Annotated in this window: 11 protein-coding genes; 1 reads left to right on the top strand and 10 read right to left on the bottom strand. The window is 38.6% G+C overall.

The features are described 5' to 3' along the window. Window positions 1-10 precede the first annotated feature (10 nt). The 6 genes from essA to CBM15_RS04260 form a co-directional block, all read right to left on the bottom strand. Window positions 11-529: a type VII secretion protein EssA gene (gene essA, locus CBM15_RS04285; protein WP_087615855.1), complete on the bottom strand. Its 519-nt coding sequence runs from the start codon at window positions 527-529 to the stop codon at window positions 11-13. Next, window positions 519-3,308: a type VII secretion protein EsaA gene (gene esaA, locus CBM15_RS04280; protein WP_087615854.1), complete on the bottom strand. Its 2,790-nt coding sequence runs from the start codon at window positions 3,306-3,308 to the stop codon at window positions 519-521. Before esaA ends, essA begins: the two co-directional genes overlap by 11 nt. Next, window positions 3,305-7,780, bottom strand: coding sequence for a type VII secretion protein EssC (gene essC, locus CBM15_RS04275; protein ID WP_087615853.1), 4,476 nt, complete (start codon window positions 7,778-7,780; stop codon window positions 3,305-3,307). The genes esaA and essC overlap by 4 nt, the downstream gene beginning before the upstream one ends. A 91-nt stretch (window positions 7,781-7,871) precedes the next feature. After that, window positions 7,872-9,200 (bottom strand): type VII secretion protein EssB, encoded by a 1,329-nt coding sequence (gene essB, locus CBM15_RS04270; protein WP_087615852.1) that lies wholly within the window; start codon window positions 9,198-9,200, stop codon window positions 7,872-7,874. Between the two features lie 12 nt (window positions 9,201-9,212). Continuing rightward, a complete protein-coding gene (gene yukD, locus CBM15_RS04265; RefSeq protein WP_008405084.1) occupies window positions 9,213-9,452 on the bottom strand; it encodes an ESX secretion system protein YukD in 240 nt (79 codons plus the stop codon). A gap of 123 nt (window positions 9,453-9,575) precedes the next feature. After that, window positions 9,576-9,869, bottom strand: coding sequence for a WXG100 family type VII secretion target (locus CBM15_RS04260; protein ID WP_008405083.1), 294 nt, complete (start codon window positions 9,867-9,869; stop codon window positions 9,576-9,578). A gap of 308 nt (window positions 9,870-10,177) precedes the next feature. Between CBM15_RS04260 and CBM15_RS04255 the strand changes: the two genes are divergently transcribed. After that, complete coding sequence (locus CBM15_RS04255; protein WP_087615851.1) at window positions 10,178-10,519, top strand: YwqH-like family protein; 342 nt, start codon at window positions 10,178-10,180, stop codon at window positions 10,517-10,519. Between the two features lie 78 nt (window positions 10,520-10,597). Here the strand turns inward: CBM15_RS04255 and CBM15_RS04250 are convergent, their stop codons facing one another. From CBM15_RS04250 to CBM15_RS04235, 4 genes are all read right to left on the bottom strand, one after another. After that, a complete protein-coding gene (locus CBM15_RS04250; protein ID WP_087615850.1) occupies window positions 10,598-11,656 on the bottom strand; it encodes a YkvI family membrane protein in 1,059 nt (352 codons plus the stop codon). A gap of 173 nt (window positions 11,657-11,829) precedes the next feature. Beyond that, window positions 11,830-12,480: an SIMPL domain-containing protein gene (locus tag CBM15_RS04245; protein ID WP_087615849.1), complete on the bottom strand. Its 651-nt coding sequence runs from the start codon at window positions 12,478-12,480 to the stop codon at window positions 11,830-11,832. 266 nt (window positions 12,481-12,746) lie between these two features. Further along, window positions 12,747-13,694 carry a sensor domain-containing diguanylate cyclase gene (locus CBM15_RS04240; RefSeq protein WP_087615848.1) on the bottom strand — a complete coding sequence of 316 codons (948 nt, stop codon included), beginning with the start codon at window positions 13,692-13,694 and terminating at the stop codon, window positions 12,747-12,749. Window positions 13,695-13,900: 206 nt separating this feature from the next. Further along, on the bottom strand, window positions 13,901-14,533 hold the full coding sequence (locus CBM15_RS04235) for a precorrin-2 dehydrogenase/sirohydrochlorin ferrochelatase family protein (protein ID WP_087615847.1): 633 nt from the start codon (window positions 14,531-14,533) through the stop codon (window positions 13,901-13,903). Window position 14,534 lies beyond the last annotated feature (1 nt).

Raw genomic sequence — 14,534 nt, 5'->3', positions numbered from 1 at the left:
TTCTTATGTGTTAGCTTTTATCACCCTGTACCATTTTCGGGACTAGCCATAACAAGACAACGAATATACAAGCTATCAAGAGACCAATATAGAAAAACTGCAGCCCATTGCTTTTGCTGTCGTCATCAGGAATCGATTCGGTTATTTTGGTTTTCACTATTTCTCTTTCATTTGAAAACAGACCATATTTCATCGAATCGTAAGCAATCGTTTTCCGTTCTTTAAAATCACTTACAAAAAGCTCTTCCTTTATTTTCTCGTTTCGTTCTAATACTTTTGGCTTGAAATCCAACTGTTTTTGCTCCTCCCGGATATTTTTCCGGTTGTCCAGCAGGGATTCATTATGAAGGTACTCTTTGTTGTCTTTAAATTCTTTTTCTTTAAATTCATTGGGATTGAGGTTATTCAATTCAGTAGCTGCAGACACTTGCTTTGTCTCTAAATTTAACGGAAAGCCGGATTCAATTTCGAATCCGACTCCCATTAATATACAAAATCCAAAAACAACTGCTAATTTCCTACATTTCATAAATCGTTTCCTCATCTTGTTCGATTTTACGATTTTTAATTTTGCTTACAATGAGTGGTACAAGTGCAAAAACCCCAATGAGAAGTACAAGCACAATACTTGCAGAAATAATCAGTGACTCCGGACCATATTGAATCGATAAGTACACCTTCGACATCGGATCCTCATAATCAATATTGGAAGCCAGAAGTGTCAGCATTGGTGTGACAAAGAATACAATTACTGCAACGGTTACAAACCACCCAATTAGCGGGCCCACTGAAAAGCCTGCAAAAATAATTGTGGAAACTGCTGTTAATAATAAAATTGTGAATATCGTCCACTCAATCGAGCTCGTTTCATTTAACGAATAAATATCCATTCCGTACATACTGATAATTAGTCCGACGATCAGATTAAGCAAAGCAAACAATGCAATGCGCACACTTCGTTTATTATTTTTTAAATAGTAGCAGAAGTAGCCGATTAATAGTCCGCTGACCAGAACAATTACGAGTACAATTACGGGCGGTATTTTATTTTCCTGCACGGAAGAATTCAAGCTTTTCGCCGCAAGCGGTGTTGATAAATGATTGTAGATATGACCGTTCCTTTGTCCATCGATAAATGCATTGTTAAGTACATCATGGATCGCGTTCCGGTACTTTTCTGTCGTCACCACATTTTCATTCCACTTGTAATTCAATTCCTCTGTATCTGCGTTGACGTTCTTCGCTTTTGATTCCAAGTCATTTGTAACCGAGATAATGTTGTCCTGGTTTGCCATAATACTGTTCATTGCATTACTCATCGCCATTAAGTTTTGACTGATGCTTTGCTGATTCGTGACAAGGCTGCTGCCGTCAGCTGGCGGCGTGGCAACTTCTTCAGATCCGGCAATAAAGGCATCAAGGCTTTGCTGCATACTGTCCGCACTTGTCTCAATTGCATCCAGCTGTGCAGAAATCGCTTCATAGTCTGCATCGACTTTTTCCATATACGTGAGGAAGAAAGAATTAACTCCCTTTTCCAAAGTTGCTAATTGATTTTGTGAAGCGGGAACGTCCATTTGCAATTCATCTAAAATTGTCGTTCCCCGATCATTGATGCCTAAAATCGTATTGACATGCGATGAAATCTCCTTGAAGTTGGATTCTTCGCTTAAGTTCGTTTGCACGACCGCTTCATACTGGGCCAGTGCACCGTAATATTCCATCAGCTTAGTCGTATTGTTACTTCCGATAGATTTCGAGAAAACATTTTTCAGACGCTCTATTTTACCGTTATTCATCATAGGCAGCGCCATAATTTCCGCTTCTTTACGCTCGATTTCTTCGATTACGGCTGTTGCATTTTCAAAGGTTGGTTTTTTTTCAACTACAGTCTCTTTAACCAATTCACTTTGAGATTGTACAAATTGTTCCTGCAATTGTTTTTCCTGCTGTTGTATATGCTGGATATTTGCTTCAATTGTTGTCATCTGTGATGAAATTTGTGTAAGCTTTTCGTTTACTGCTGCAGTAGCACTTGCATTAACTGCGGATTCCGGTGTCGTTTCGCCCGAATTTACCGCTGTAGCACCCACTTCCTGTTTCAGTGAATTCATGTTCTGGACTAAGCCGAGCAGTTTTTCACGTTCCGAATCAAGCGCTGTAATTTTTGATGAAGCGATAAAGTTATTTGTATTGTCTGTAACTTTGCCGCTACCATTTTTCGCTTGTGTTGTCGGATCTGCTGAAGGGGTACTAGCATCAAGCTGATTCTTTAGACCAATCACTTGATTTTCGTATTGCACTAATAGCTCCCCTTCTACTTGCTTTAGGAGGCTGATAATCTCATTACGCTGAACGACTACTTCATCCGATAAATTTTTAACATTATCTTTATTTTTGGCCAGCTGATTCTCCAATTTTTGTACATCGGAATTGAACTTTTCATTATGCTCCATTAAATACGATTTTACTTCCACATAGCGGGGGTCATGCTCACTTTTCAGCGCGATGATTGAAGCCGTATTTGCATTTTGCAACGGTTGTAAAAGCTGCGGCTGTGTACTGTGATACTCTCGATATGTATCCACATAGGTAACAAATTGTGCCAGCAGCCCTTCAAATTCACCTGCGTTTTCGATATTCCCCTCAATCGGTGTGTCTTTAACAGTGGCAGCCAAATTATCGAGCAGGCTCTTTTGACTTTCAATATCACCAACTACGCTTGCTAAATTCGGCCGATAAAAGTTGGAAATCGTATTTAAAAACTCCATCTCTTTTTGAAGAATCGTATCAAATTCATTTCGTACTTTCTCCAAATCCTGAGATACATAACTCCAGTATAATGTTGCGACTTTCCCGTTAACTCTTGCAGTTGCATTGTCAATTTCTCGCAATACTTTTTCACGGTTTGCCGCGTTCAGCTGACCGGAAACAGTATACTTAAACTCCGCTTTTACCGGCTGTTGCTCTTCATATGTCATGATGTTTTCCGAGAAATTCGAAGGGATATATACGACCGCATCGTACTCTCGATCTGTCAGCCCTTTTTCGGCTGCGCTTCTGCTGACAACAGACCATTCATATTCGGAATCCGTCGATAGAATCGGCTGCACTTCTTTTCCGAATTCCAGTGAACTTTCTTCTTTTTTTGAACCTGTATCTTCATTGACAACCGCGACTTTTTTCGTTCCATTCGATGAATCGAAAAACGGATTTTCTCCGATTGCCATAAAATAAAGGACAGGTGCTCCTACTATCAAAATCATGACGATTATGATTTTTAACATGAGCTTTTTTTGAGCCGTCATGAATAGATCTTCCTTTCACTATCAAAAAGTGGTATTTGGATTTTCGTTTCTTTATTGTTTAGGACATAATAGCCAAACCCTGCTTGTATCTCTTCTTCTTTACGGTCATAAGGAAGCGTGTACAATGTTTGATCAGATTTTTTCATTAATAGAACTGCCTGGCGAATTTGCTTCACTTCCGTAGTTAACACATCGTATCCCTTCGTTAAATCTGTAGAATTTCCTGATGCGATGAAGTTGAACCCTAAATAGCCAGCATTTTTCATCAACTTTGTAATCCGTTCCTGCAATTTTGCATCAATGCCCGAATTGAAACGGGCATAATCATCGACAACCAGCAAAATTGGTGTAAACTGCAACGTTTTGCGCTCAGCTATCGCCGAATTGGCATAAGTCATCTCACGTATTGAAAGCTGCCCTTCTATTTGCGTTATCCATTCTTCCACATCATCTTTAGATTCCAAATACGAAATCGATTCATTGTCGGTAAACATAGCCAGACTTCTGTCAAACGAATCAAAAACGCCGATATGCAGGACGTTGTTCTCTACTGCATTCGTCAACAATACTTTAAGCACATTTGTTTTTCCTTTTTGGGCTTGTCCCATAATCAGAAGGTGCTTGTTCGTCAGGAAATTCACTACGACAGGTCGAACAAATTCTTCATCCAGACCTATCGGATATAAATGCTGCTGACCCATTAATCCGCTGTATTCAGCTAATTGTTTCACGGTTAAATTAGTTGGAAGCATTGGAATCGGTGATGGTCCAATATGATCCTTATACTTTTCTTTTAATATCTTTACAGTTTCTTTAATACCTTCAATTACTTCGAAATCATTATCCCCGTTTGCCGGCAACAGAAGTTGCGAGAAGTATGCTTCGTCTTTTTTAATAATTGCCCGACCCGGTATTGCTTCAGGTACTAAAGCGGTTTTCCCGAGGATTGTATAGGCTTCACTATGATCCATTAAATAATGGACAATTTTCGTCTTGAGGTTGTTCATGACCGCTTGACGAATCGAAGAAATACGGGTCGCCGTGAAAATCATATAAATGCCTAAAGACTGTCCATCCCGGACAAATTGGTTGAAGTATGTTTCCATATCCGGCATTTCATCTTTAATGAAATCAAAATTTTCTACAACAACAAAGATAAGTGGCAGCTTATTATCTGCAATGCGGTTATAAAGCTTGATATTGCCTACTTCCAGTTGCTGAAGCAGCTGTTTTCTTCTTGCAATTTCATCTCGAACCATTCGCATAAATTTATCCATTTTGCGCCCTTCTTCCATTAAGAAGAAATCAGCTGTATGCGGAAGTTGTTTTAATGGCAGCAATGAACCGTTCCCAAAATCCATCAAGTAATAATGGACTTCCTCAGGACTGTAATTTTCCGCAATATTTAATAATAATGTCAGCACGGTAGTTGATTTGCCGTAACCAGTTGAACCAAAAATACCTAAGTTCCCGTCTTCCATCACGCGATAATAATATGGCGATTGACTTTGTTTTTCCGGTTCATCGACGAAGGCCATTGCAATATGTTCCTGAATTTCTGATGTAATGCCATTTTTGTGCAATCGTTCTGCAAGTGGAGGCAGCCAAGGACTTTTCAGCTTTTCGATGTTGTACATTTCCTGGGTTTCTTTAATTTTGTCTACGATTGCTTCGATTTCGGAAAGCCCTTTTTGTTTACTTTCTTTTGCGGCTATATTTGATAATGGGATCAACCCTAAATCTGTTACAATTGCAACTTCATCTTCCCCGCCAATGTGCTCGGATTGATATGGAGCACCACTCCATGCTGATTGGAATAAGTCGTAAACTTCATTGTTGCCAACTTGCAAGTAGCCCCTGCCGGTAACAGTGATGGATGCGGCATCGGCGTTTTTAAGAATTTCCTTACTGTCGTTTGCATCCTGAACCTTTAATGCCACTTTGAAGCGGGCATTACTCCATATTTGATCATCTATGACCCCGCCTGGCTTTTGTGTTGCCAAAATCAGATGTACTCCCAGGCTACGTCCGATACGAGCCGCGCTCACCAATTCACGAATGAAATCAGGTTCTTCATTTTTCAGCTCCGCAAACTCATCCGAAATTAAAAACAGATGCGGCAGAGGTTCTTCAGCAAGTTGTAGCTTTACTAATCCTGTATAGTCATTAATATGGGTCACGTTATAGCGGTCAAAAAGACGTTGACGACGCTTCAGTTCACTGCGGATCGAGGCAAGTGCCCGATTCGTAAAATTCACGCTACCTTCAATATTTGTGATGGTCCCTAGAAGATGCGGTAATGTTCTAAACGGCTGCGCCATCCCTCCGCCTTTATAGTCAATCAGCAGGAATGCAACTTCATGGGGATGAAAATGAACAGACAATGATAAAATATAGGTCTGCAGAAATTCACTTTTCCCTGACCCTGTTGTACCGGCTAATAGTCCATGAGGTCCATGTGCTTTCTCATGAAGATTCAGATACACAAGATCATCTTTTCCCTTCAGGCCGATTGGTACAGCAAGGGACTTGGAGGATTCATTTTCCATCCAGCGATCGCCAATTTGAAGTTCATCTGCTTCTTTCACATCCATCATTTCAAGGAACGTTACACTTTCAGGAATTGAATTTGTCATCCCTGTCTGATGATCCAGTGTCCTTAATAGTCGGGCAAAATATTCATTATTATCCTGACGGTGGGAATCAAGTTTAAACGGAATATTTACCGCTTTTTTATCCTGAATTAATATGTCGCCTTCTGTATCATTTAAGTATCGAACAAGAGTATGAATATTGTCCGACAAACTTTCCTTTGCATCTGCTGCAAAAATGACTGAGATATCCAAGTCTTTATGATCACCTTCAAGATATTCCAAAATGACATGATCAGAGATTAACTGCTGGTTTGTAATGATGAAAACAAGATGCGGAGTAAAACGGAGATTTTCTTTGTTCTCCTTAATATCGCGCTCGCGAATCATTTCATAAATCGTTGACAGCAGCTGATCCCGGGTTTTCTCGTTATAGATGAACCCGCGTGCATACATATTCGGAATATTGAAATGCGGCAGCCACTTCATCCATTCAACGTTCTCATAATCAGCTTCATCAAAAATAAAAACAAAGCGCAAATCATGATAGCTGTGGAAAAATGCAAGCTGGCCTATAATCTGGTGAATTTCCTTTTTTACAATTCGCTCTTTCCCGATTAGTCCAATCGGTCCTTTTGCCAAATTCGCTATAACAGGGACATCTGAAATCTCTTTGTATACTTTTTCAAGTTTTTGGGATTGTTCGATTAGATCGTCCATTTCGCGATTGGCCATATCATTCGAGTTCAAGGCAATGGTAAAGCTAGAAGGAACGATTCCTGTTCCTAAACGTAATTGCAGAAAATCATTACTTTCCAAGGAACGTTCCCAAATCCGGTCGGAAATCTGATTCGTCAAATATTTCATACGCTCAAATTTAGGAAAGTGAAACTCCATTGTAAAGCGCTGTTTTTCGGACAGCTGTTGCAACTCTTGCCGTTTGTTTTCCAAATAGGCCGTATAGATACGAATACGTCTTTCTTTCTTGCACTTTTCATTGCCACGGTCTTTAAAATACTGCACGGTTGATGTAATGAGCGTCATGACGAACATGACCATCGTAATCAGTATAAAAATGCCGCGTGGTTGAATAACCGCGACAATCCCCATCACAATCAGCATGACAAGCGGCGGTAAAATGATGAGCCATAAACCACGGTTTGACGGGTCGTTCTCCTGTGAAGGAAATGACAGTGAAACCTTTTCTTTCGGCAGTTCATAGACCATTCTTGGCGTTCTTCTGTATATCGGGTATTTCTTTTTCATTTCCGATTCAGGTTCGCTGATAACCGTAAAGCTTGTTTCAAACTTTTCAAAGCTCGTCACTTCCAGAACATCCTCTTCCACTAGACGAAAGAAAATAAATGGTGTAAAAATCAAGTCTCCGATTTGGATTTCCTTAGTTGACTGCTTTTTTTGTCCATTTATGTAGAGCATAGTATTTTCTGGAAGTTCAGCAATCCATTGTTGCCCCACCTTCAGCAGTGAAAAAGACTGCTGCTGGATTTCAGCTTCAGATTGCCAAACAACGTCTGCCTGACAGTCTATTGTAGAAAGAGAAATCTCCGTTCTATTCCCTACAAAATAGGTCTCACTTGAAGGTCTTGAAAGAAAGAGAATGATTTTCAGCATTTTTTTGCCGGTACTGTCTTTCCACTCAAAAAATTGCTTAGGATTCACTTTTCCAAGCTGGCTTCCATTCTGTTTTACCGTAAAACCAAAGGAATCCTCGGTAATCTGGAGCGGGCCATCTATAAATGGAATGCTTTGAATTGTTACAGTATCAGATGAATTATTCCCTACTGTAATGGAATTCTTTTTTAGTTGATTTAAATCTATGGACTGATAATAGTTGTCATAGAAAAATATAAGTGTACTCATCAAATCACCTTCTATTAGGGATTTCCTAATCATGTAATGTTTTTTTCGAAAGTGTTTTTACAATTTTCGGTTTGAAGAACATTAACTGAAGTTATTCGGCTCCCGCTTCCTTAGTTTTTTCCGGCTGGGCAGTCTTCTCCGCTTTTGCTTCGTTCGTACTTTCAGGAACTGTATTTTTTTCTTCTGCTTTTTCCTGCTCTTGCTTTGAAACGGGATCTTTTCCGTCATCTGTATTCACATCTTCAGATTCCAGCGCTTCTTTTAATTCTTCAAGCTGTTTTGTCACTTCGTTTATTTCTGTTTGAACTTTGTCAAGCAGCTGTTCGCGCTCTTCGCCGTCTAATTCTCGGTCAGCCTTGATCGATTCTTCATAATGCAACAGCGCAAGCATAATCAAATCTAAATCTTCCAATTGCCGCGCCACCGTTAACGCTTCCTCTGCCTGTCCCCTGCCAATGTAAATCCAGTACTTAAAATAATCCGGATCTGTTTGCAGTGTAATGGTCTTTAAGACGTTTTCCTTTTGCTCTTCCGTCAAAGTTTCATTAACAATGTAGGCAAGCGATAACTCGTACTGAATCACGTTAGGCATTTTTTCAACGTTATACTGTGCAAGCTGATCGATAATTTCACTGTAATTTCCTTGGATGTACGGTGCTTGTACAGCTACATACGCTTCTTGTTGCGGCTGTATTACGAGAGCTGCGTATCCGGTATAGATTCCTAACGGCAATAACACTAATAGAAGCCCAATCAGACTATACCTCACCCAATTCCATTTTGTTTTTGCAATTTTTGTATATTTTTTCTCTTCTTTTTCCAGCAGCTGCAGCCGATCTTGGATGATGGTCAAAAGTTCTTGTTCGTCTTTCGCTTCCATTATTTTTACTGCCACCGGACTTAATTCAATTGACTTGGAGAACTGAATATATTGGTCAAACTTATATTTTGGCTGTACCGCGGCGGCAATGATTGCTTTTGTTTCAGCCCAAAGTCGTTCCTTATTTCTTTCATAAGGAGGGATACTCTCTTTTACTCCATAATGCAGAAAATAAGCGGTCAAACTTTCATCTATGAGAATATTTTCAGGACAAACAATGAGATGAAGCCGGTTTGACTGGTGTAGCATGATAAACCTTAATACCTTTGATGCAAACATCCATCGGCTTCTTTCATCTAATGTTCGTAATTTACCGAATGTCATAAAGTTCGGTTCTTTTTTATATGTAAAAATTAATTCATCTTCTGTTAACGTGATGTTTTTCTCAATGAAAGGATTGTTTTCTTGCAATAACGTAATTTCCAGTTCATTGGCTAATTTAATTTTTTCACGTTGAAACGTTATTACAATCTTGTCCTGTTCAAACTTGAGGGCCGCCTCTAACTGTTTTTCTAAATAGGATGTTTTTTTATCTGTCATCTCCATGACTCCTCACAAAATTTCTAATCGATCACCTGTTGTGATGCCACTGTTCACCAGGAGGTCATTCCCGGATAAAACTCGTTGCTTATTTGTATTTCGTACCCAGAACCCTTCTTTCGGTGGATAGGGAATCGACTTTACCTGCCAAACGATTTCAATTAACTCTTTGACGGAATAGGAGTTTGATAGACGAAGATCGAAGCACTCCCCGTTATACTGTTTTAAATCTATTGAAACTTCTATGTACATATCCTTCACCTCAACACATCTTCTGCAACATAGCGATAAACTTGGTCAAATCGGTCAGCAAAAACAAAAAGAGCGCCTTCATCCGAATATGACGCTCTTTGAAAACCTAAACACCGATGAAATTTAGCCGCGAATTTGTCCTGCAATTTGACGATCTGCATCTGCAAGAGCATGTGCAGTATTTTTCAGTTGTACTGAAACATCCTGTAAAAGTCGTTGCATATCTTGAATTGATGGACGTAAAGTTGCATATTGATCCGCGAATGCGCGACTTGATTCACCTTCCCACATTGACTGCAGTTCCTGAATCATGTTATCTAAACGCGAAATTTGTTCTTCTACTTGAGCACTTTCACTCCCATAGCGATTCGACATTGCCTCTAGTTCTGCTGGGGTAACACGAATAATTCCTGACATGAAGTTCTCTCCTTTTTGGCATTATTAAATTCCGCAATCAAATTCACAAAATTTAACAATCCTCATTTTCAATTTCATTCTATAGAACCTTCGCAAATAAGGTCAATAAGAATATAGCAAAAGAGGAATTTTATACTAATTTTTTTGGAATAAAATAAGCAAAGTATATCATTTTTTGTTATTTTCTTTGTGATATATTTAAGTGGTATTATATAATAATTCCTACAATTTGCTATAAAACCAATTATTTACTCTATATAGGTACCCATATTTCAAAAGACTAAACCAATTAATTGAGAGGTGATAGAATGTCTTTAGCGTACTGGTATGCTCTGTTAAATAAAAAGCAAAATGATTTGAGCCGTTTACAAACGTGCAATGGTCAATTAACCGGAAAGCAAAGTGAGTTCTCAAGCAATCAGCATCTTATGACAAAGCCAGAACTTACTTCAGCTACATGGAAAGGGACTTTAGCTGCACGATTCGATGACATCCGAATCGACGGTATTCTCGCTAGCTATGAAGAAATCCAAAATACTCAATTTTCCAGAACCTTTTCAACTTTAACTGATAAAATGGAGCAAATCCGTCTGGAGATTGAGTCAATCCGCGCTACGATTGCGCGTCTTGAAGCGGAAGAGAACAATTGATAAGTTCGTTATAGGCCGAATGACGAAGAATTTTATGAAAAAGGTAGGATAAATCTTTAGCATAGAATTTTTCGTCATTCAAGTTACCTTCCGACCACTCGATTTGAATAATGCTGAAATCATGATAAAAAGAATCAGAACTATTCCTAAATACCCCATGATGACATACAACTTACTGATTAAAGTTGTAAAACCGACTAAGCTAATCGCAAAGCCAACAATACAAAGTAGATTGATAACGACCTTAAATGCAAAACGGTCCTGTTTTACTATTCGGACAGCCAGTATATAAAGAGTTCCTACAGCGGTACTGTAAATCATGGCTAACAGCACAAAGGACATGATGATTCCAACTGTAGGATGAATTTGTTTTGCAAGTTCCAGTGTCGGCATTTCGACTCCAGCCACAATATCCATTTTGGCAAATAAAGCTACATTAATTAGTAAAATGAGCAATCCTAGTATGATGCCTCCTAACGCACCGCCTCTTCTTGCAACCTTTCTATTCGTTGCCGTTCCTCCCATTACAATTAGCATTGCCGCTCCTGCCGCAATATTATAAGAAACATATATAACGGCGCTGGAAAACCAATGTGGTGATGCAGAAGGTTGGCTTTTCGCGATTACATTCAGCTCGCTCACTGAATATTCCATCGTAAACAATGAATAAATTAATAGAATAAATATGATTCCGAGTAAATATGGCATAAGTGCCGCCAGCATTTTAATGATACTTTCCGCATTGAGCAACAGCGTAATTACAACGAGTATTGCCATAAATAAGCTTCCGACCGAAGCATCCACACTGTACATCTGATTAAAAGTAGAGCCTGCTCCAGCCAGCATAACAACCGCAATGCCGAACAGCACAAAGGAAATCAGCTGGTCGAGTACCGGACCAAAAAAGCGTCCGCCGATAAAATGAATTCCTTCCTTATGGGAAGTCGTCTGTAAATCTGAACCGATCTGTGCAAGCGTCATCCCCAACATCGTAAAAATAATCGTTGCTACAATACATCCAAAAACACTCATTAATCCAAAACTAGTAAAATACTGCATAATCTCCTGTCCTGAAGCAAAACCTGCACCGACAACTAAACTGACAAACGCCCCTGCAATTTGAATACTCTTTTTCAATTCGCACCTTCTTTATATTTCTATTTATCATAGATACTTTATGTACAGGCAGGTATAAAACATGCTTGAATATAAAAAGAAGAGAATTTAGGATGAAAATCACCGTAATAAAAAATACTTTAACCGCTATTTTTCTGGACGGTTAAAGTATTATAGAATGAAATATAATTTTTCTAATAACTAAACTTTACACGAACTGATGCGCTTACTGTCATTGTTCCAGGTTCTATCGGTGTCACTACCTGTCGGCTACTTAACTGCATCGCTTTGTACGGAATCGGAGCGATCGTTTGCTCTTCGATTATTTCCACCGGCACCGTGTGTAATGTGACGCGCATCGTTTTAGCCATAGCTGTTGCTTTCCCCACGGCATCGATCAGAGCAAACTGAAGTGCCTGACGATAGTAAACATCTGTATCCATTATTTTAAACTCGATAGCGGATACATGGTTTGCTCCATTTCGAATTGCCGTATCAATTACCGTACCTACTTGACCAATATCCGCTATTTTTACTGTTATGGCGTTTTGAACCTCGTAGCCCCTTAGCACCTGTCTTCCATCTATGAAATCATACGTTGGAAAGATATTGTAAGCAGTCGTCTGAATGGATTCTTGGGGAATATTTAAAGCCCTTAGTGAATCAATCACACGAGTCATAATAACCGCATTTTCCCGCTGAATCATGCTGACATTTTCGCCTTGCGTTCGAACTTCGATTTGCACTTGCGCATAATCAGGCTGAGCAACAATTTCACCATTCCCAGTAACAGTCAATTCCCGTATACTGGCGACTGGTTGAAACATCATTTGTGGGTGATACAAGAGCTTCCACCTTTCTTATAGCCGGTTTCTGTTATACTATGCACTTCATTCCTGGGAGTTGTGTAAAGATGTGTGTGAGTTGCAACAACCAAACAGTCCCTCAACCTACATCAACATTTTATTATTCAATAGAAAAGTTCAAAGCATAAAGCTCGATTAACTGATAGCGTTTCCTATGAACTGAATTTAGTCATAAAAAAATACACCTCCAATTGAGATGTGTCTAACAATTGGGGTGCAGTTCATTTTGGAGAATTCAATCCACATTAAGCCTCAAAAAATTTATAATTGTTCTTACCCGCCAATTTTGCTTGATATAGAGCTTTGTCCGCATGTTTTAGGATTGTTTCCAGGGCAGACGTATCTTCTGCCGTATAATGGACTATGCCAAGACTTGCGGAAAGTTGATATTCGTTATCCCATGTATTGAGATACTCAAGAAGTATTTCAGCCTGTTTGGCAGTTTCTTCTTTAGAAGAAATATGAGGTAAATTTATAATAAATTCATCTCCTCCCAACCTCACTGCAAATACATTTTCGTGATGTTTTATAAATTTTTTAATTTTAGAAGATACACTTTTTAAAATTTGATCCCCTGCATCATGGCCATACAGATCATTTATCTTTTTAAACCCATCCAAATCAAGAAAGAATAAAGTCCCTCCTAATTCTGAATATTCCTTGAAAAACGCGAAAAGAAACTCTCTATTGTAAAGTCCTGTCAAAGAATCTTTATAGGCCAGTTTTTCCAACATTAAATAATATGAAAACATCTTCGCTACCTTTTGAAGCAAACTGATGCTTTTTGTATCAAAATGAGCAGCATCATGATGTACCACACATAATGTGCCAAACTTTTCCCCATTTGTAAGGGAAATTGGGATACCCAAATAGGAATTAATATTAATTTTTTCGCTTATTTTTTTCAGCTCTTCAAAATCCGTTTCTTTACTGATATCTTCATATATTAACGGTTGATTATTTTCAAAATCAATTTGATTACAAGCCGTTTGATTAAGCTTTATTGCCATTCCTTCAGATAATAAAATATGTGAATCTGCATTTGAAAGCCGAAGAATAACTTGCTCATTTTCGGTGAATGAACTTAAATAAATCAGTTTGTCAGGCATAATTTCTTTAGCTAGTTCTAATACATCACCGGCGAGTTCATTAAAATTTTGATACATCTGTAATTCCTGCATTGGTATCACCATGAAATTACCTCCATTCCAGAATATCCGTTTGAAGCTATAGATTATGGAAACATTCAAAGTTTTTATAGTTAAGATTTATTATCTTCCATTAATATTAACATAAATAAATATGTCTTTATCTATAATTAGATTTCTACTGCTTTACCCAGTTTTTTCTATAAATACAGAAATAAAAAAGAAGCAGTCAATTGTAACTGCTCCCTAATTTATCTTTTATTTTTTTGGGGGTGATAGTATAAATCTAGAATCTTTTCCATAAAAATTGACCGTTGTATAGAATTGGAATGATGACATTCTTCCAAGCATTCCTTTAACAGAATACGCTTCTGTTCTTTTGTAAATTGACCCTCTTTCACCAGATGCCGGACTTCTTTTAAAAACAATAAATATTCTGGATCCATCCCATCAACAATCGCTGCGAATTCGTCACGGAGATTTTTGGCAAGCATCGGGCTAATACCGCTCGTCGTCACCGCAATCGTAATTTCATTTTTCTCATACATTGCCGGAAAATGAAACGAGCTATTGGCCGGATCATCGACAATATTGATCAGCTGATTGGTCTGACAGCTTTCCTTAACCCGTTGATTTACCGCTGTATCATCTGTAGCCGCAATGACGAGAAACGTCCCTTGCACATCACTTTTATGAAAGGATCTTGCAATATGCTCGATTACATCACTTTTCACAAGGTCATGTAAACGTTCCTCAAGTACCGGACTTACGACTGTAATATTCGGTTGAAAGCGTAATAATGACTCGATTCTCTTAGCCGCTATTTTTCCGCCTCCTATTACAATTACTTTTTTATTTCGTATATTGACCATCATCGGTAACATT

Origin of the sequence: Solibacillus kalamii, assembly GCF_002174535.1 — a bacterium.
GTDB classification, from domain to species: Bacteria; Bacillota; Bacilli; order Bacillales_A; family Planococcaceae; genus Solibacillus; species Solibacillus silvestris.
Note: the sequence above shows the minus strand (reverse complement) of the source record. Positions and strands in the feature narration are given on the sequence as shown.